This window comes from Paenibacillus sp. 102, from assembly GCF_039549175.1.
Taxonomy (GTDB): domain Bacteria; phylum Bacillota; class Bacilli; order Bacillales; family Bacillaceae_G; genus Bacillus_A.
Genome location: NZ_JBCGHT010000009.1, coordinates 139,666 through 159,689, shown reverse-complemented (window position 1 = coordinate 159,689; position 20,024 = coordinate 139,666). Strand labels below are relative to the sequence as shown.

Below are 20,024 nucleotides of genomic sequence, written 5' to 3'. Positions count from 1 at the left end.
ATCTATTTTGATTATCTATCGCGAAATGCTTTTAATTCTTTCATAAACTCATTGAATTCTGGAATATCCATCTGTTGTGCTGAATCTGATAACGCAACAGCCGGATCTGGATGTACTTCAGCCATAACCGCATCCGCGCCGATTGCCATCGCTGCTTTTGCAGTCGGTAATAAGAGGTCACGTCGCCCTGTAGAGTGCGTTACATCCACTACAACAGGTAAATGTGTTTCTTTCTTCAAGATCGGCACAGCGGAAATATCGAGCGTATTACGCGTTGCCTTTTCATAAGTCCGGATGCCGCGCTCACATAAAATAATATCTCCGTTACCTTGCGCAATAATATATTCTGCCGCATACATAAATTCCTCAATCGTTGCTGATAAACCACGTTTTAATAATACTGGTTTTTTCACCGATCCAGCAGCTTTCAAAAGTTCAAAGTTTTGCATATTACGAGCACCAATTTGAATCACATCAACATAATCTAATGCCATTTCAATATCATTCGGATTTAAAATTTCACTAATGACCGCTAAATCATATTCATCCGCTACTTGACGTAAAATCTTCAAACCTTCTAACCCAAGACCTTGGAAATCATAAGGCGATGTACGAGGTTTAAACGCACCGCCGCGCATCAATTTTAAGCCTTGTTCTTTCATTGCTTCTGCCACTTGGCGCACTTGCTCATAACTTTCTACCGCACATGGTCCCATAATAAAGTGAGCATTGCCATCACCAATTTTTTCACCTTTTATATCAACAATTGTATCTTCTGATTTTTTCTTACGTGAAACAAGAAGCGCTTTACGGTGATCATCTTCTTGTAATTCTAAACCTGTTTTAAAAATTTGTTTAAAAATATGTTGAAGAGTCGATGTTTCAAACGGCCCATTATTCTTCTCAGCAATTAAATCAAGCATGCTTCTTTCACGTACAGGATCAAATCGCTTTACACCTTGCACTTCCTTTAACTTACCGACCTCTTGTACAAGACGACCTCTTTCATTTAGTAATTCTAAAATTTGTAGGTTCATTTGATCAATTTGAGAACGTAGACGATCTAATTCTTGTGATGCCATAAGAATGCCACCTCTTTCAAGTTATATATAAAGATTACCTTATTATCATAGTTAAGATAATTTATTATATCCGATAGCTGTCAGGTTGTCACATGATATACTCGGCTTCAAAAAACTCAAAAAAAAGGAAGACTATGAAGTTTTAACTCAATAACAGCAACAAATAGCCATCAAGTTAAAACTTTATAGCTCCCAAAAAGCTAAAAGTCACTGATACTTTAAATGTTAATGAAAATGAAGTAAAGCGCATATCTCCTATTACTATTTAGAATTGCAATTCCATTCGTTTATTCCACTGGAAGAGCAACCCAATGTCCTTCAGACACCTCTACAAGCTTAGATTTCCGTAAAGAATATTTATCCTCTTCATTTGTTTCTTCTATTATCACTCTTTTTTTCTCCGATTCAATTTTAGGATCCGGGATTGGTATTGCAGACAACAAAGACTTCGTATACTCATGTTGAGGATTCGTATAGAGCTCTTCACTTTCAGCAATCTCCACAATTTTCCCAGCATACATCACAGCTACCCGATCGCTAATGTGCTTCACCATCGATAAATCGTGTGCGATAAATAAATAAGTTAGTCCTAATCGATGCTGTAATTCCTCTAACAACTTTACAATTTGCGACTGAATAGATACATCAAGTGCAGACAGCGGTTCATCACATACGATGAACTTCGGTTCTACCGCAAGCGCACGCGCAATTCCAATACGTTGACGCTGTCCACCAGAGAACTCATGTGGATAACGCATTGTATGCGTAGGATCAAGCCCAACCATATCAAGCAATTCTTCAACCCTTCTTGTTCTTTCTTTTTTACTTCCACTCAATCGATGCACATCCAATACCTCACCGATAATATCAATGACTTTAAAGCGGGGATTAAGAGATGCATATGGGTCTTGAAAAATCATCTGCATATGCCGACGCATCATTTTCATTTCACTTTTTGAGAAACGATTCACTGCCATCCCTTGATATAATACATCTCCACCTGTTGGTTCATGAAGACGTAATATTGCACGTCCTGTCGTGGACTTTCCTGAACCAGACTCTCCCACAAACCCCAGGGTCTCACCCTCCCGAATATGAAAGCTAATATCATCTACTGCTTTTAAAACATTACCTTTTCCTAGGTCAAAATATTGCTTCAACGATTTCACTTCAACTAAAGGCTTATCGAGAGGCTTACTATGTACGAATTTAGTTTTCTTTTTTTCATGTAAACGCGGCAATGCATGTAGAAGCTTTAATGTATACGGGTGCTCAGCACTTTCAAAAATCTCTTCTGTCGTTCCAGTCTCTACAATCTCTCCATCTTTCATGACAACAACTCGATCACACATACTAGCAACAACTCCTAAATCATGTGTGATTAATATAATTGAAATTCCAAAACGATCTTGAATATCTCTCATTACATTCAAAATTTGTGCCTGAATCGTCACATCAAGCGCAGTAGTCGGTTCATCAGCAATTAGTAAAGTAGGACGACAAGCAAGTGCCATAGCAATCATAACACGCTGACGCATCCCTCCAGAAAACTCATGTGGATATTGATTATAGCGTATTTCACTGCCCCTGATACCTACAAGTTCAAGCATTTCAATTGCTTGTTCCTTAGCTTCTTTTTTAGATAAACCTTGATGTTTCATCAAAGTTTCTGATATTTGTTTTCCAATTCGAATAGTTGGATTAAGAGAAGTCATCGGATCTTGAAAAATCATTCCAATTTCCTTGCCACGTATGCTTTCCATTTCCTTCTCCGTTTTGTGAGCAAGGTTTTCTCCTAGAAAGACAATTTCTCCTTCTTTCATATCAGAAGTAGCTGATGGAAGAAGGCGCATAATAGACCGAGCCGTTACACTTTTCCCACTTCCTGATTCTCCTACAATTCCCAATGTCTCTCCCTTTTTCACCTCAAAATTCACACCTCGAACAGCCTCAAACTCTTGATTTCTTGACTGAAAAGACACACGTAAATTTCTAACTTCCAAAATAGATCCCAAATCTCCAACCCTCCTTTTGTATATATTTTTAAAATAATCCGAATATTGACTTTTTAAACTCCTTAAAATAAAATATACTATACACATCGGAATAATTCAATTTACTTTTTAAAAAGGAGGTCCAATTCATTGGAAGTAACCAGATTAAAAAAAACAAGTAACACCTATGGAAAATTCAACCTATCAGATATCATTAGCCGTACTTATGGAAAAATGCAGCTGCGTCTTCCCTACAAATATTTGGTTCTTATACTTGGTTTACCAGTTAACATTGCTATCTTTTTTATCTACCTATATAGAAAAAGAGCAGATTCATATTTTTCTATTTTGGAAGAAACAAAGAACTCTTTACTTGAATCTGGATATCGTGAAAATTTAAAGCTCGAGTTATTAGATCAATCCCTACGGAAACAGGACTTTTTTGGGCAAAAGGTAAATATACAGAAAACCAATCAACTGATAGAAAAATTGACAAAAGAACAATTTCACAAAACTTTGATTGAAAAAGCGAATCAAGCTCTTGAACAACAAGGTAAGCAAAGAATAACATTTGAAAATACTTTTCAATCACTTCTCACATATCCTGTTTTTTTAGCTTTATCTTTCATTCCAGGTTTACTTATGTACATATTCATTCTTCTCTATAGTAATTCCTATCTAAAATATATTTTTGAAAGACTAATTATGAGTATGTTTGTAATTTTTGGGGTTTCTATTCTCGTGTTTACCATTTTATATTTGTCACCTTTTGATCCAGCCTCAAACATCCTCGGTGAAACAGCAACAAAAGAACAAATTACTGCATTTAATCATTTGTATGGCCTAGATCAGCCATATTTTCAACAGCTATGGAATACTCTTAAAGGTATTGCAACTTTCGACCTAGGCATATCTTTCTCAGGTAATGAAGAGGTGATTGCAAGTATAGCGAAAAAATTCCCTATAACACTTACACTAGCCGTCATCTCATTACTCATGGCTATAATTATCGCCATCCCAATCGGTATTATTTCAGCGACAAAACCTAATTCATTTTTCGATTATACTTTTATGTTCATCGCTCTTATTGGATTATCTATTCCAAATTTTTGGCAAGGCCTCATATTTATCTTGAATTTCTCTATTAAATTACATTGGTTACCAGCTACATTTAATCCTGAAAATTGGCTATCTATCATTATGCCAATCATCGTACTAGGAACTGGACTTACAGCCTCAATTGCCAGAATGACACGCTCATCAACACTCGAAGTAATTAATGAAGATTACATTATTACAGCTAAAGCTAAAGGTTTAAGTCAGAACTATATTCTTTGGAAACATGCTATCGGTAACGCCATGATCCCAATTATTACTGTAATCGGCCTGCTATTCGGAGGAATGCTGGGCGGAGCTGCTGTTACTGAAAAAGTATTCAATATAAGCGGTATTGGAAGTTATATCATTGATAAGCAGTTTATCCCTGACATTCCAAGCATTATGGGCGGGGTTATTTATGTAGCTATTACAATTTCCTTAGTTAATGTATTTATTGACATCTTGTATGCATTTTTTGATCCTCGTATCCGTTCAAAAATGAAACAATATTAAAGAAGGTGTATTCATGCTCAAAACCATAAAATCGATAAAAAACCATCAAAAGACACAAATTCTAAATTCACTCCCAGAATACACACAAGCTAGTTTTACATGCATCCTATCTTTAGCACTCACTTTTATTCTAGGCCTAAATATCTATGACTTTAACCATCAAACATTAAACATATATATATTCGTGACATTTGTAGCCTACACTCTATTTACATGCTTACAATTTATTATCACACTGAAAATTAAGCACGACCTTCTTAATTTAGGTTATGTACAAAATAAGACGAGACTACTGGGCTACATACAACTTTTAAGTATTTTCATCGGTAATATCTTTATTACTATCTCTGCATTCCATTTAATAAAAAAACAAAAGACACTTGAATATACATTCGCTATATACATGTTGCTTACACAACTCCTTATTATTGCGCTATCAACACTTAACCTGTTTAAACCTTATGTTGCAGATACATTTCTTTTATCAATGTTTATACTACTTGCAGTGTTAATTTTTCAACTAATCACACTTTTCTTAGTAGAAAAGTATGTACAAAGTAATAAACTAGCACCTTGGTTCATATACATAGCCATTCCGCTTTTACTTACAGCTATTACAGGTAACCTTTTTGCTCTATTGCTTGGAATAAATCTGATTATGAAAATCCACAGCAGTGATACATCGCGAATCATGCAATGGGATAGTATTTGGAAAAAAATCACGCAAAATACGACAGCTATGTTAGGACTTTTCTTTATCGTTTTTATATTTTCTCTTTCTATATGTAGCTATTTAACATTCGACTACGGTATGGCGGTGGAAAACAATTACAATGTCATCCTTCAGGCCCCAAGTCTTGCTTATCCATTCGGAACAGATAATTTCGGAAGAGATTTGTTCTCTAGAATCGTATTTGGAGCTCGTATTTCACTAGTTGTCGGTTTAATCTCTACAATCATCCCTGTAGTTATTGGCGGTATTTTGGGAGCATTATCCGGCTATTACGGTCACCGTACAGACAATATTATTATGAGACTCTTAGATATCTTATATGCAATTCCAGGTATTCTATTAGCAATTGCAATCATTGCTGCTTTTGGAGCTAACACAGCAAACTTAATTGTGGCACTCAGCATAGGGTCCATCCCAACATACGCCCGAACAATGCGAGCAAATGTAATGATGGTATCAAATTATGAATACGTGCTTTCCGCACGTGCATACGGATTGAATGATTTCTCCATTATTTTCAAACATATTGTCCCGAACTCACTTGCACCAATGATTGTTAAATCTACCCTTACGATTGGCGGTGCTGTTATTGCTACAAGTAGCTTGAGCTACCTAGGATTAGGTGTCGAACCGCACATACCAGAGTGGGGGAACATTTTGAAGATTGGAAGCACATACCTTGAGTCTCATTCATACTTGGCAATATATCCAGGCCTTGCCATAATTGCCCTTGTTCTATCCTTCAACTTTTTGGGAGATGGTTTGAGAGATGCACTAGATCCAAAATTAGATTGAATCTATCACTATACTTTGAGGAGGAATTTATTGTGAAAAAAATTTTAACTTCCCTTCTGCTAGCATTTGTATTATTAATAGCAGGATGCTCTGTAAACACCAAATCAGAAGTGGCCGAAAAAACAAAGAAGAAAGCTGACGTGGTCGATGATAAAAATCCGGTGGAAATCGAAATTCTTGGCCAAAGTGGTAGTGAAACTGACATTAATATCGTTCGAGACCAGCTTACCAAGAATGGATTCAAAGTGAAATTAAACCTCCAGCCCGACTATGGAAGTTTCAAAGCACAGCAAAATGCTGGTAACTATGATATTGCATTGTCTAGTTGGACAACAGTTACTGGTAATCCGGATTACGCAGTACGTTCCTTATTTAAAACGGGTGGAGATTACAGCATCCTAGCTGATACAGAAATCGATAAACTAATTGATAAAGCGAGCACGCAGGCTCCGAAAGAATATGTAAATACGTACAAACAATTAGAACAGCTTCTTGTATTTAATAAGGCCTATATTGTACCACTTTACACATCTTTGAAAACACAAGCTATTAACAAAGATATTCTAAATACGGATTCAGTAAGATTGGCAAAATCTCGTGCCCTCGTATGGGAAGCGATTGATTTCAAAGACACTAGTAAACGTGAATCAGCACCTCTTATTCTTACGCAAACTGCTTCAACACTAACATCACTTGATCCTGTTAAAGGCAATGATGGTTCTATTAATATGATCAATACAAACATGTATGTTCGACTCATTAACCTTACAGATAATGACAAAATCACATCAGATGGGTCTCTAACTCATAACTACAGTATGGCGGAAGGTAACTCAGAATATTATTTCCTGCTTAGAGATGATATAAATTTCTCAAAAATTTCGAACAAAAAAGCAGAAGATACTGGAGAACGTGTTGGAGCTGATGATGTTATTTTCTCATTGAATCGAGCAAAAGATAAAAACTCGGTTCCTGATCACCGCACATATAGTTTACATGAACATATTCAAAATGTAGAAATCGTTACTGATCTCAGCACACTTGATAAAGTGAAACAATCAGGCAATACTAAATCAGTGAAAGAAGAACTCGAAAAAGGCTTACCTGCAAAAATCACTGAACTCGTAACTAATAAAACACAGGCGAATAACAAGGAAGGCAAATATCAAGTTGTGAAACTTACAACTACAACACCTTTTCCACAGGTATTAAACTATTTAGCTCATCAATCCGCAGGGATTGTCTCTAAAAAACAAGTAGAAAGTATCAACACTTATGATGTAGCTTCATTTGATGTAAATAAAGATATTCCTTACGGTGATCAAAATACAGTTACAGATGGAAATAAGTACAATAATACACTGTATGCAAGCGGTCCATATATTCTTTCTTACAAAAATGATTACGAAGCAATTTTCCAAAAGAACCCAAATTATTTAAAAGGAACAAAGCATGAGCCTAAAATTTCAAATGTAACACTTCGATTTATTAAAGACACGGACAGTGCACTTTCTGCACTACGCAACAATGAAATTCATTTATATTCCGGTGTTCCAGAAACAAAGCATGATCTTATCAAAAGTGATAACAAATTAGCACTACAAAATATCGAGAGTAATGGTGTAAGCTATCTACTATTTAACACAGCAAATCGCGAAGTTGCTAAGAGTGAAGACTTACGAAAAGCTGTTCTCTACTCTATTAATCAAGATGAAATCCTAAGCTTTTATCAAAACAAAAAAATTAAAGCTATTTCTACAGTTAGTCCAATTGTGAAAACAGGAAATAAGCTGAAAGCCGATCCAGATAAAGTACAAAAATTCTTGAGTAACTATAAAGCAAGCAAAAAATAAAAACAAAAAGAGAGTGAACCTAAAGAAAATCTTTTAGTTCACTCTCTTTTTTATTGGATGTTCTCTTCTAAAGTTTGCTTCTTAATATTCCAATGAGATGTATGCCATACCACTACCCCATCTTTTATGTATAACACTTGCGGCGACTCATGTTTAATACCAAAGTGCTCTGCAATACGATTCGAAACCTCTCTTGCATCTTGCACGTATAAATAATAAGCAGGCGTTTCTTTTGCATCGTGACAATATGCCTCGAACTCCGCGTACGCCCCTTGGCTAATTGGGCATGTTGTACTATGTTTAAAAAGAATATATGGTTCCGCTGTTTCTAATAATGCGTCAAACTCTTCTATTGTTTCAATTTTCGTCATGCTCATGTTATTCACCTCTCATACGAATTGGAAGTCTAGAGCGTTTCTCTTTTTTCTCTGCCTTCTCTAACTTCTTCTCCTCTTTTTCTACTTTCTTCTCTTGTCTAGTAGCACGAAAATGATTATACACTTCAATTGCTGCACTACTCCATTGTACAACTTGTGCTACTTTGTCTGCATTATTTTCAATTTCATTTGTTACAGAATCTGATACATTACGAAGCTTCGTATTTAAAGAATGAATGGTTGTTCCGATTCCATCTACGCCTTCTACTACTTTATTTAACGACTGAGATTTTTGTTGAATATCGTCAGCTAATGCATTCGTCTTATGTAATAATTGCTCTGTCTCTACGCTTATTCCTTGCATTTGCTTTTCTAAACCTTCCAGCGTGCTTGCAACATTTTCAAGCGTCTTCTGAACGGATAGTAACGTTCTACATGTGTACACCACCAATATAGCAAAAGCAATTGCGATAATAGCTGCACTTACGTATAAAAGAACTTGCATTTCATCACTTCCTTTATCTTTTTCATACTTTCTCCTATTATACAATCATTTTCCGTTTCGTTCTAATCCTTATAATTTCATTAGAATTTTCATACTTGTTCGTCAACTGTAACATAAATCATTAAACAAATACCACCAATTAGGGTACAATAAGAAAGGATACATAATTAGTAGGGAGGCTTTACATATGAAAGACCCACGTATTGAAACTTTAGCACACAATTTAATTAACTACTCTATCCGCTTACAAAAAGGCGAAAAAGTATTGATTGAAAACTTTGGTCTGCAAAAAGAACTTGTAACTGCACTTGTAAAAGAAGCATATGCAGCTGGTGGTTTCCCATTCGTTTCATTAAAGGATCATCAAGTAGACCGCTCTTTATTAATGGGCGCTACTGAAGAACATTTCGAGCAAATCGCTGCGTATGAAGCAAGCGTAATGAAAGATATGGATGCTTATATCGGTCTTCGCTCTGGCGACAACATTAACGAACAAGCTGACGTTCCAAGTGAACGCATGAAAATCCACGGTCAAACCGTTGGTAAAAAAGTACATAGAGACATTCGTGTTCCGAAAACACGCTGGGTTGTTCTTCGCTATCCAAATGCATCTATGGCACAGCTTGCAAAAATGAGCACAGAAGCATTCGAAGACTTCTACTTTGAAGTATGTAACTTAGATTACGGTAAAATGGACAAAGCAATGGATAACCTTGTTGAATTAATGAACAAAACAGATAAAGTTCGCCTTGCTGGTCCTGGAACTGACTTAACATTCTCTATTAAAGATATCCCAGCTATTAAATGCTCTGGTCATTTAAATATTCCAGATGGTGAAGTATACTCTGCACCAGTTCGCGATTCTGTTAACGGTACAGTTTCTTATAACACACCATCACCATATAACGGCTATACATTCGAAAATGTACAGCTTACATTTAAAAACGGTCAAATCGTTGAAGCAACTGCAAACGATACAGAACGCATTAATAAAATCTTTGATACAGACGAAGGCGCACGTTACGTTGGTGAGTTTGCAATCGGCGTAAACCCGTACATCTTACATCCAATGGGCGATATCCTATTTGATGAAAAAATCGACGGCAGCTTCCATTTCACACCTGGACAAGCTTACGATGATGCATGGAACGGCAACAATTCTAACATCCACTGGGATTTAGTATGCATCCAACGCCCTGAATACGGCGGCGGTGAAATTTACTTCGATGACGTATTAATCCGTAAAGATGGACGCTTCGTTGTACCTGAATTAGAAGCATTGAATCCTGAGAATTTAAAATAAAAAGAAGAAGAGCTCTCCTTTTGAATAGGAGAGCTCTTTTTGTATGTCTTGTTTTTTCGAACGATCGATTTGCTGTGTCGAATCGCTGATATATTATGAGAATCGGTCGATATATTCAAAAAAACACCAATATTATTTCTCCACTTTATGCTCCTTACTTTTGGTTTGACGAAAATGATAATAAAACAAAAGTACAACTGCTAAAATGCCTACACCTATCGATACATACAATGGCCATCCCCAGCGAACATATCCTCTAACACAAGCGACCAGCACCATCAATAATTCAAAACAAAATAACAGTCTAATATGCTTCATTGCTCACCCCAGTTATGCTTTCATATCTATCTTCACATACGGATTTGCTTCTTGAATAAGCAGCAACAGCTTTTCCTTATTTCGAGGCATGGCAATCATATGTACTTTATATTGATTCGTTGTCAGTTCTAATGATTTTCCAACTTGGCGAACCACTCTCACATCAGATAAGACAATATCAGCATTTAATATCCCGTATTTCAATACACCATTTTCTACAGTATGTTTTTTTATAAATACTTCCCAAACAAGCGGGACATTTACAATGAGGCAAATTACCATTGCAATTAGTGCTGATCCCCAGTTTCCGTTGTCTATAATCAGCATTCCGATTGGCCAAACAACCATAAGAATTAACATTACACTTACAAAAATCATAATTGGTATGCTTCTTTGGATAGGAAAATTCATGCCATCACCCCTCAACCAAATTATACCATTTTTAACCATAAAAAAACTAGAGACTACTTTAATCTCCAGTTTTCAAAAACTATGAAACTCCTTATTCAACAATATTCTTTAACGGTCCCTTCCTTAACTGAACACAAATCGTATCGCTCATCGAATCTCCTTCCATTCTGAAGCCAATAAACTATACACCGCAAGATCATGAAAATGATCATATAACCATTCTTCATCTCGCAAAATACCGTCTAAATTAAAACCAAGTCGCTCTGGAATCGCACGGCTTTTCTTGTTTTCTACCCCACAACGGATTTCAATCTTGTTTAATTTTAAATCCTCAAACGCATAACGAATTACCGCTTTTACACTTCGCGTCATAATTCCTTTTCCGCCTGCTTCTTCTGCAAGATAGTATCCAAGACTTGTTGCTTTCTTAGCCCAGTTCACCTCGTGGATACCAAGCATTCCAACGAGTTTTCCATTATAGCGTATACCTGTTTCAAAACCGTTTCCATCTGCAAGTTTCTTCAGCCACATCGGAAGAATTTCATCATATGCATCAGCTGATTTTGTCCCATCGACCCATGGAAGCCATTCTCTTAAATGCTCTCTGTTTTGATCTACTAATTGATATAACTCTTCTTTATGATGTTTTTCTAGTAATTGAAGTTCAATTTCATCATCTACTCGTAGTGTGAACATTTTTTCACCCCTTTTTTTCTTATTATTCTAACACTTCAGAGCACAATTTGTTAATCTCCCTCAATATATCAGCGATTTTTGAAATATATCGACCGTTTCTCATTATATATCGGCGATTCGACATAATTCACTACAAAAAACAAACAAAAAAGACGTACAGCCACCGCTGCACGTCTTTTTCACTTTATTACTTCTCCGCAACTTGCACTTCTTTCACGTAAGCTGCTTCGAATTTTTGGATATCACCTGCGCCCATGAAAATAAGAACGCCGTTTTTATGTTTCTTTAATACATCCGTTGTTGTATCTGTAATCAATTCTGCACCATCAATGCGTTGTTGCAGGTCTTGAATTGTTAAGTCACCTTTGTTTTCACGTGCTGATCCGAAAATATCACATAGGTATACTTGATCAGCCTTGCTTAGGCTTTCCGCAAACTCATCTAAGAATTTTTCTGTACGCGAGAATGTGTGTGGCTGGAATACAGCGACAATTTCACGCTCTGGATGTTTTTGACGTGCAGCTTCAATCGTTGCGTTAATTTCTGTCGGATGGTGCGCATAATCATCGATGATGACTTGTTCTCCCATCGGTTTTTCATTAAAGCGACGTTTTACGCCTTCAAACGTTGTTAATTGATGTTTTACTGCTTCTACATCAACATTTTCATAGTGACAAAGCGCAATAACCGCTAATGCATTTAAGACGCTATGATTGCCGTATCCTGTGATTTTGAACGTTTCATAATACGTATTACGAACGAATACATCGAATACAGTACCATCTGTTCTCTTTTGGATGTTACGTGCTTGGAAATCATTATCTTCACCAAATCCATAGAAAATAACAGGTACTTTCGCTTGAATTTTTTGAAGTTCTTCATCATCACCACATGCAATAATTCCTTTTTTCACTTGAAGCGCCATCTCTTGGAATGCACTAAACACATCATTAATGTCTGTAAAGTAGTCTGGATGGTCAAAATCAATATTTGTCATAATTGCATAGTCTGGATAGTAAGACAAGAAATGACGACGATACTCACATGCCTCAAACACAAAATACTTACTATTTTCTACCCCATGCCCCGTTCCATCTCCAATAAGATAAGATGTTGGATGTGCACCTTGCATTACATGGGCTAACAAACCAGTTGTTGATGTTTTTCCGTGTGCACCTGTTACAGCAACACTTGTATACTTACTCATAAGGTCCCCTAAAAAGTGATGGTAACGGTGTACTGGGATATTTAACTCTTTCGCCGCTACAATTTCTTCATGTGTATCAGGGAATGCATTTCCTGCGATAATCACTTGTCCTTCTTTTACATTATTTTTATCAAAAGGAAGGATGGAGATACCACGCTTTTCCAATGCTGTTTGTGTAAAGAAACGCTTTTCAAAATCAGAACCTTGAACAGTATGCTTCATGTCATGAAGAATTTGTGCTAATGAACTCATTCCTGTTCCTTTAATTCCTACAAAATGGTAAACTGTCATCTTAAAGAACCTCCAACATTTCGAACTAATACAACGGCCTATCTATAAGACAGTATATGAATCTTTTCTTATTTTGGTAATCATCATACATTTTCGATATAGCGGAACTTTCATCATTTCTCACCAATCGGGATAAACACGTACGTACTTCTTATATGTCCACAACAAACTTATTATAGCAAAAAACAATCCGTTATACTATGATAACAGAAAAACTGATAGGGTCAATCACCTATCAGTTTTTCGAGTTTTTACATATCTTCTCTTTTTTCTAATTGAACACGCTCTAAACGTGGATTTGGACGATATTTCCGTCCAGCCTTCGCTTCTGGTTTTCCATTTAATTCTACATTATCACCTGTAAAACCAATGTTCATTTTCAACAAGCTGCTTCCTACTCCGTATAGATCTACAGGAACATTTTGCGCTTCAAATTCACGAATACGTTTTTCATCAAATCCACCAGTTACAACAATATCTACGTGCTGGAACCCTTCCTCATCGAGCGCTTTACGAAGAGCGAAAACAAGTGATGGATTGACACCACGCGGGTCAAATGTTCCAAGCACTTCTGGATGACGAATGAAATATTGATCAATCATTGTACGTGATGTATCAATGCGTACACCTTTTAATTCTGAACCGAATTCGCGTGCAACGCGAAGCCCATCTGTAATAATATCATTGTTATAATCAATCAGTACAACGAGATCGTCCTCTGGAAACTTTTTGTAGTATGCTTTCGCAGCTTCTACAACATCACCATTAAACATTTGAATTAATGCGTGAGGCATTGTCCCCATTCCACTCTTGCCCCACCATTCATTCATTGCATGCGTTGCTTGTGCGCTCATGCCACCGATATACGCAGCATACCCATCACCAGCTTGCTGTGTATAATGATCATCACGGTCTCCCATGAAAATAACAGGTTTTGCTTTTTCACCACTGCGAGCAGCTTGTACAACATTATATACATTTGTTGCAACAGATGTACGACGAGCTAAGATCCCATCGATTACACCTTCTAAAAACCCGAAATATTCATAAGGTCCAGTGATTGTTAGAACTGTTTCAAATGGATTAATATTGTCCCCATCTTTTAAAGAATGGATTTCAAGCTCTTCTGGATGTTCAGCAAATGTTTGTAACAATGCTAATACTTCATCTGTTCCGCAAAGTACCGCATGTTCTTTTTGGAAAAATTGCATTGTCACAACACTTTTCGGGCGAAATTCTTGAATAATATCACGAGTTTTTAAAAAGTAAACGGCAGAGAACCAGCCTTCCCCAACTCGTTCATCAAATTTAAATGTTTTATTTGTTAGTCGATTGATTTCACCTTTTAATTTTAATTCAATTTCTTTCATGTCGTTTACTCCCTACTTTACTATCCAACATTTTCTCTTAGTATACAGCAAAACCGCTTCCTATACATTCGTTTCCTGCATAGCAGCAAACTCATCCTCTGAAATAAGAACATCCCTCGGTTTTGTTCCCCTTGCTTCAGAAATAATCCCTTGTGCTTCCATCTCTTCAATAAGACGTGCCGCACGATTATAACCGATGCGGAATTTTCTCTGTACAGAAGATGTGGACGCTCCCCCTTGTTCTACAACAAATTGACATGCATCAAAAAACAGTTCATCTTCGGCTTCATGTTGCTCTGTTTTCGCCAATAAATCTTCTTGTTTAAATAAATAGTTCGGTTTCATTTGCTTTTTCACATGTTCAACTGTTTTTTCAATTTCATCATCCGATACGTACACACCTTGCACACGAACCGCTTTTGACGTACCGTTTCCTAAAAATAGCATATCACCGCGGCCAAGTAATTTTTCTGCTCCTCCAATGTCAATGATTGTACGTGAATCGACTTGAGAGGATACTGTAAACGCAATACGCGTTGGAATATTTGATTTAATTAATCCTGTAATAACATCTACAGATGGACGCTGCGTTGCGACTAATAGATGGATGCCGCAAGCACGTGCTTTTTGAGCGATACGGCAAATTGCTTCCTCAACATCACCAGGAGCAACCATCATTAAATCAGCTAACTCATCAATTACAATAACAATATATGGCAATGTCTCACCTGGAACTTCCTGCCCGCTCACAATTGTATTATAACGAGTTAAATCACGTGCACCAGCATGTGCAAATAATTCATAACGGCGTTCCATCTCTTCTACAGCCCATTTTAGTGCTGCTGTAGCTGCTTTCACATCCGTAATAACAGGTGCTACAAGATGCGGAACAGAGTTATATGGTGCAAGCTCTACCATTTTTGGATCAATCAGTATTAGCTTCACTTCATGTGGTTTCGCCTTATATAAAATGCTCGTTAAAATAGCGTTAATGCACACACTTTTACCTGAACCAGTCGCACCAGCAATCAGTCCATGTGGCATCTTCCTGATATCCGTTACAATTGGTTCTCCGGAAATATCAAGCCCAAGCGCAACTGTAAGCGGTGATTCACTCTTCGTGAACACAGGACTTCTCAAGATTTCTCTTAAAAATACCGGCTTACTCTCTTTATTCGGAACCTCAATCCCGATTGCACTTTTCCCTGGAATTGGTGCTTCAATTCGAATATCTTTTGCAGCTAAACTCAACTTAATATCATCGCTTAAGTTTGTAATTTTATTTACCTTCACACCCGGATCAGGTTGTACTTCAAAACGAGTTACAGCTGGTCCTTGTGAAACATTGATAACATGAGCCCCAACATGAAAATTATTAAACGTCGTATCTAATAATTCTTTCTGTTCTTCTAACCACCCTGTGTTATCAAATGATGTCTGACTCGGGATTGTCAACAATGTTAATGGCGGCATTGCGTATTCAGGTGGTGTTTGCAGTACGTTACGCACATCATTCTCTCTTTTGGCTACAACGTATGCTTTTTCTTGTACTCCTTCATTTGCAACAGGTGCCTTCACTTCCGTTTGCTGTACTGGCTTCTCTATTACTTGAGTTTCCACTACAACTCGTTCTACTGGTCTCTCTTCCACTTGAGTTTCTACCACAACTTGTTCTACTAGTCTCTCTTTCACTTGAGTTTCCACTACAACTCGTTCTACTGGTCTCTCTTCCACTTGAGTTTCTACCACAACTTGTTCTACTAGTCTCTCTTTCACTTGAGTTTCCACTACAACTTGCTGTGCTGGTCTCTCTTCCACTTGAGTTTCCGCTATAACTTGCTGTGCTGGTTTCTCTTCCACTTGAGTTTCCGCTATAACTTGCTGTGCTGGTTTCTCTTCCACTTGAGTTTCCGCTATAACTTGCTGTGCTGGTTTCTCTTCCACTTGAGTTTCCGCTATAACTTGCTGTGCTGGTTTCTCTTCCATTTGTTGCACAGGCTGTGCGTTCACTTGCGAAGTTTCTTCAGCTTGTTTTACAGGAGTCTGCGGTTTTTGCACTCTAACCGCATGCCTCTCCATCAACTTTCTTCTATCTTGTTTTAACATCACAACATTAAACGGCACATGGCGCTTTTTCTCACGCTTCGGCTCTTCTTTTTGCATAGCAGTCTGCTCCAAAGCAACCTCTTGCTTTTCTTCTGCCTCTTCGATTAATACATTTGCAAAGTTTTGAACAGCTTCTTTCGTATTCTCATCCGCTACTAACGGTGTTTCAGAAATACTATTTTCTACTTTAGAAACAACCTTCTCTTGTTCTGCAGTTTCTTCAACTACTACTTGAACAGATTCTTCTTCTATTTTAACTGCTGGCACTGTTTCTGCTTCTTCTACTGCTTCAACTTCCGGCATTGCTTCAGGCTCTTCCACTTCTTCTGCTTCCAGTGCTGTTTCTGCTTCTTCCACTGCTTCAACTTCCGGCATTGCTTCAGGCTCTTCCACTTCTTCTGCTTCCGGTGTTGCTTCTGCTTCTTCCACCGCTTTAATTTCCGGCGTTGTTTCAGGCTCTTCCACTTCTTCAATTTCCGGCGTTGCTTCAGGCTCTTCCACTTCTTCAATTTCCGGCGTTGCTTCAGGCTCTTCCACTTCTTCAATTTCCGGCGTTGCTTCAGGCTCTTCCACTTCTTCTGCTTCCAGTGCTGTTTCTGCTTCTTCCACTGCTTCAACTTCCGGCATTGCTTCAGGCTCTTCCACTTCTTCTGCTTCCGGTGTTGCTTCAGGCTCTTCCACTTCTTCAATTTCCGGCGTTGCTTCAGGCTCTTCCACTTCTTCTGCTTCCGGTGCAGTTTCTTTAACCTCTTTCGCTGTTTCCTCTACTACTTCAACAGCATTTTCTTCCACAGTAGTTTTCTTCACTAGCTGTTCTTCTTCTATTTCTCTCTTATATTCACTTTCTTCCGTTGACGTTGTATCCATGTTCTCTACAGTAGAATCTAATAATTCACCTTGTAGAGATTCTTCATTTCCTCCGTTATCATATTCTGATAACACCACTGCATCTGGTTCTGACTCAAATACCTGTACGGTTTCAGCAGTATGCTCTTCTTTCTTATGATCCTGTCCAACTGATTTATGTAACAAGCCATCAGTTACAAATGGATGAGAGTCTGAAGTGACATCTACCTTTTCTTGCTCCTCTAACGAAGTAAGTGCACGTTCGGAATCATAACCGTTCTTCTCTAACCACTGATCAACAACGGACTTTTCCTCTTTTTTACTTTCTTGGTGCTGATCATACTCCTTAGAAGGAGTAACAGATTCGTCTGAGAAATTCGTAAGTGAGTATCCTTTTTTCTCCAACCAAGCATCGACAACTGATTTACCTTCAACCGATATTTCAAGGTCTTCCTGCCCTTTTTCTTCCACCTTCACTTTTTGTTGCTCCGCGGATGGACGTTTATATCCAAAAATCGGCGAAATCATTTCTGTTGGACGAAATGGTCTTCGATTGCTTTCTTGTGCTGGAACAGATTTTTTTGGCACGAAAGGCTCTGGCTCAATTTCTCGTTCAGCTTGTTGAGGGACAAATGTATGAATTGGTTCTTCTACATATCTCGGCCCACGCCTCTCCATATTCGTTACTCTCGGCAGCTGTTGCTCTTCAACCTGTGTTGATTCTTCCACATTCTCCTCATCAAATCCATCATCAGGTACTAACGGAAATCGACATTTCACACCTGAATTCCGACTAGCCATTTGTGCTTCTCTTGCTGCAGTGTAGTGGTTTACACGAGGAATTTTCGGCTTACTTTCAGTATTCTTCGGTACTTCTTTATTCATCGCTGTTTTTTCTTCCTGATGTTCCTCTTTGTTAAACAGCTTTTTCATCCAATCTAACATGCTTACCACTCTTTCTACTAAATAGTAACATCCTTTATTGTATCAGCATTCGGCAAAAAGTGCAGGTAAAATTGCGTTCTTGTATTTTGTCCACCATATTCAAATTTTCAGTAAGTATAATACAAATCTTTTTTGATTTTCCAACATATAAGTCGGTGCCATAACAAACAAAAGGTGACCTTTTCTCGTGTTCTCTCTTTGGTTTTACTTGGCATAAAACAAGAGGATAATCTGACAGCATCCATCCATGGGTAGCCCCTCTCTCTCAACTTAAAAGAAAGGCTTTCTATCGATTTTTCACTTTGTAAATCCGGTTTTCCTTACTGGCTCCTAAGTTCCGGATGTGAAATTAAAAGAAGACCTACACTCGTTTTCTCTTTTTAGTTTCACTCGGCATGGAGCTAAAAAAGGCTCTGACCGCTTCTATCCATGGACGGCCCCTCTCTCCCACCTTAAAAGAAAGATTTTATATCGTTTTCCACTTTTTGTTTATATAAAAAAGCAGTCTCCTATATAAGACTGCCGACTAAGCTTTACTCTTCCGATATTCTTCTACACTCTCCGCCACACTTTGCAGTAAAGAGCCTAGATACTGTGCGTCTGATAGTTTCTGATCTTCTTCAGGATTCGACATAAATCCTAGCTCCAGTAAAACACCCGGAACTTTTGACCAATTGAATCCAGAAAGATCATCACGAAACTTAATCCCATTTACTTTCACCTGGCTATTTTCTTTCATTTTCTTCACAATAACCTGAGAAACTTGTAAGCTTTCTGCATAAATTCCTTTTGTATATGTATTTCCTTCGGCTGGCGTCAACACAGCAAACCCTTTTTGCGCCGGATTTTCTGAACCATCCGCATGAAGGCGTAAAAATAAATTTGCTTGATGATCATTTGCGAATGTCGCTCGCTCTTTATTACTTATATCAACATCATGCGACGTTCTCGTCATAAGCACTTGTATACCTTTTGCTTCGAGCTTCTCTTTCAACATAACAGCAGCTTCTAATACGAGAACAGATTCTCGTTTTTTCGTCACAACGCCGGTCGTTCCATCGGTCACTTTATATTTTTTCTCAGTTGCCCCCGGACCAATTGGTTCTAAATTTAAATTTGCTTTCTCTTGATGCCCTGGATCAATCACAACAAGGAACTGCCCTTGTTTTTGCTCAGCAGCTGCTTTTACCTCAGGCGTTTTCGCCGATTCCTCAGCCGGTGGTACTTGTTCTACCTTTGGCTCTTGTTTTTGATCTTGCTCCGTGGATAGCTCTTGTTCAGTTTTTTTCTCTTGTTCTCCATTTTGTTCCACTGGTAATTCAGTTTCTACTTTCTTCTCTTGCTTCTCTGGCGGGGCTTCTTTCGTGTTTTCTACAACCTTTTTACTCTCTTCTTGAACAGTAGATAGTGTTTCTTTTTCTTGTTCCTTCGAGCATGCGCCCATATATATTCCAAGTACTGCAACTACACACATTATTTTTATATACTTCATTGTTTCTCTCCCATCTAAAAAGAAAGATTTCATGCCGGTTTTTCAATTTTTATTTAGGTTTTCACATATAGATCGCGGCTATGAAGAAA

General features: G+C 37.7%; 15 protein-coding genes. 4 read left to right on the top strand and 11 right to left on the bottom strand.

Features of this window, described 5'->3' with window-relative positions; genetic code table 11:
* Positions 1–11: 11 nt before the first annotated feature.
* Positions 12–1,082 carry a bifunctional 3-deoxy-7-phosphoheptulonate synthase/chorismate mutase gene (locus AAIE21_RS19125; RefSeq protein WP_343268229.1) on the bottom strand — a complete coding sequence of 357 codons (1,071 nt, stop codon included), beginning with the start codon at positions 1,080–1,082 and terminating at the stop codon, positions 12–14.
* A 287-nt stretch (positions 1,083–1,369) separates the two neighbouring features.
* Complete coding sequence (locus AAIE21_RS19120) at positions 1,370–3,097, bottom strand: ABC transporter ATP-binding protein (RefSeq protein ID WP_343268228.1); 1,728 nt, start codon at positions 3,095–3,097, stop codon at positions 1,370–1,372.
* Between the two features lie 129 nt (positions 3,098–3,226).
* Here AAIE21_RS19120 and AAIE21_RS19115 point away from each other — a divergent pair, with 129 nt between their 5' ends.
* Genes AAIE21_RS19115 through AAIE21_RS19105 form a run of 3 tightly spaced genes read left to right on the top strand, consistent with a single transcriptional unit; the run spans position 3,227 to position 8,068 of the window.
* On the top strand, positions 3,227–4,687 hold the full coding sequence (locus tag AAIE21_RS19115; RefSeq protein WP_481858693.1) for an ABC transporter permease: 1,461 nt from the start codon (positions 3,227–3,229) through the stop codon (positions 4,685–4,687).
* A 13-nt stretch (positions 4,688–4,700) separates the two neighbouring features.
* Positions 4,701–6,215 (top strand): ABC transporter permease, encoded by a 1,515-nt coding sequence (locus AAIE21_RS19110; protein ID WP_343268227.1) that lies wholly within the window; start codon positions 4,701–4,703, stop codon positions 6,213–6,215.
* 32 nt (positions 6,216–6,247) lie between these two features.
* Positions 6,248–8,068 carry an ABC transporter substrate-binding protein gene (locus AAIE21_RS19105; protein WP_481858692.1) on the top strand — a complete coding sequence of 607 codons (1,821 nt, stop codon included), beginning with the start codon at positions 6,248–6,250 and terminating at the stop codon, positions 8,066–8,068.
* A gap of 50 nt (positions 8,069–8,118) precedes the next feature.
* Here AAIE21_RS19105 and ytxJ read toward each other — a convergent pair whose 3' ends face one another.
* Together ytxJ and AAIE21_RS19095 are read right to left on the bottom strand one after the other, a co-directional pair.
* Entirely contained in the window at positions 8,119–8,445 is a 327-nt protein-coding gene (ytxJ, locus tag AAIE21_RS19100) for a bacillithiol system redox-active protein YtxJ (RefSeq protein ID WP_343268226.1), read from the bottom strand.
* A 1-nt stretch (position 8,446) separates the two neighbouring features.
* Positions 8,447–8,995 carry a DUF948 domain-containing protein gene (locus tag AAIE21_RS19095; protein WP_343268225.1) on the bottom strand — a complete coding sequence of 183 codons (549 nt, stop codon included), beginning with the start codon at positions 8,993–8,995 and terminating at the stop codon, positions 8,447–8,449.
* A 142-nt stretch (positions 8,996–9,137) separates the two neighbouring features.
* Between AAIE21_RS19095 and AAIE21_RS19090 the strand changes: the two genes are divergently transcribed.
* Complete coding sequence (locus AAIE21_RS19090; RefSeq protein WP_033796453.1) at positions 9,138–10,253, top strand: aminopeptidase; 1,116 nt, start codon at positions 9,138–9,140, stop codon at positions 10,251–10,253.
* 132 nt (positions 10,254–10,385) lie between these two features.
* Here the strand turns inward: AAIE21_RS19090 and AAIE21_RS19085 are convergent, their stop codons facing one another.
* The 7 genes from AAIE21_RS19085 to AAIE21_RS19055 form a co-directional block, all read right to left on the bottom strand.
* Positions 10,386–10,571 (bottom strand): hypothetical protein, encoded by a 186-nt coding sequence (locus AAIE21_RS19085; protein ID WP_343268224.1) that lies wholly within the window; start codon positions 10,569–10,571, stop codon positions 10,386–10,388.
* Positions 10,572–10,583: 12 nt separating this feature from the next.
* Positions 10,584–10,982, bottom strand: coding sequence for a PH domain-containing protein (locus tag AAIE21_RS19080; protein ID WP_343268223.1), 399 nt, complete (start codon positions 10,980–10,982; stop codon positions 10,584–10,586).
* 147 nt (positions 10,983–11,129) lie between these two features.
* A complete protein-coding gene (locus tag AAIE21_RS19075) occupies positions 11,130–11,678 on the bottom strand; it encodes a GNAT family N-acetyltransferase (protein ID WP_343268222.1) in 549 nt (182 codons plus the stop codon).
* A 187-nt stretch (positions 11,679–11,865) separates the two neighbouring features.
* Positions 11,866–13,176: a UDP-N-acetylmuramate--L-alanine ligase gene (gene murC / locus AAIE21_RS19070; protein ID WP_343268221.1), complete on the bottom strand. Its 1,311-nt coding sequence runs from the start codon at positions 13,174–13,176 to the stop codon at positions 11,866–11,868.
* A 251-nt stretch (positions 13,177–13,427) separates the two neighbouring features.
* The gene (locus AAIE21_RS19065; protein ID WP_343268220.1) at positions 13,428–14,546 is read right to left on the bottom strand and encodes a nicotinate phosphoribosyltransferase; all 1,119 of its coding nucleotides are present in this window, start codon (positions 14,544–14,546) and stop codon (positions 13,428–13,430) included.
* A 60-nt stretch (positions 14,547–14,606) separates the two neighbouring features.
* Complete coding sequence (locus AAIE21_RS19060; RefSeq protein WP_343268219.1) at positions 14,607–18,443, bottom strand: DNA translocase FtsK; 3,837 nt, start codon at positions 18,441–18,443, stop codon at positions 14,607–14,609.
* Positions 18,444–18,969: 526 nt separating this feature from the next.
* Positions 18,970–19,935: an N-acetylmuramoyl-L-alanine amidase gene (locus tag AAIE21_RS19055; protein WP_343268218.1), complete on the bottom strand. Its 966-nt coding sequence runs from the start codon at positions 19,933–19,935 to the stop codon at positions 18,970–18,972.
* Between the last annotated feature and the right edge of the window lie 89 nt (positions 19,936–20,024).

Bases quoted from the DNA above. Each gene is read 5' to 3' on its own strand.
- AAIE21_RS19055 (WP_343268218.1), bottom strand. From the start codon at position 19,935: ATGAAGTATATAAAAATAATGTGTGTAGTTGCAGTACTTGGAATATAT.
- ytxJ (WP_343268226.1), bottom strand. From the start codon at position 8,445: ATGAGCATGACGAAAATTGAAACAATAGAAGAGTTTGACGCATTATTA.
- AAIE21_RS19110 (WP_343268227.1), top strand. From the start codon at position 4,701: ATGCTCAAAACCATAAAATCGATAAAAAACCATCAAAAGACACAAATT.
- AAIE21_RS19060 (WP_343268219.1), bottom strand. From the start codon at position 18,443: ATGTTAGATTGGATGAAAAAGCTGTTTAACAAAGAGGAACATCAGGAA.
- murC (WP_343268221.1), bottom strand. From the start codon at position 13,176: ATGACAGTTTACCATTTTGTAGGAATTAAAGGAACAGGAATGAGTTCA.
- AAIE21_RS19065 (WP_343268220.1), bottom strand. From the start codon at position 14,546: ATGAAAGAAATTGAATTAAAATTAAAAGGTGAAATCAATCGACTAACA.
- AAIE21_RS19080 (WP_343268223.1), bottom strand. From the start codon at position 10,982: ATGAATTTTCCTATCCAAAGAAGCATACCAATTATGATTTTTGTAAGT.
- AAIE21_RS19075 (WP_343268222.1), bottom strand. From the start codon at position 11,678: ATGTTCACACTACGAGTAGATGATGAAATTGAACTTCAATTACTAGAA.
- AAIE21_RS19085 (WP_343268224.1), bottom strand. From the start codon at position 10,571: ATGAAGCATATTAGACTGTTATTTTGTTTTGAATTATTGATGGTGCTG.
- AAIE21_RS19125 (WP_343268229.1), bottom strand. From the start codon at position 1,082: ATGGCATCACAAGAATTAGATCGTCTACGTTCTCAAATTGATCAAATG.
- AAIE21_RS19090 (WP_033796453.1), top strand. From the start codon at position 9,138: ATGAAAGACCCACGTATTGAAACTTTAGCACACAATTTAATTAACTAC.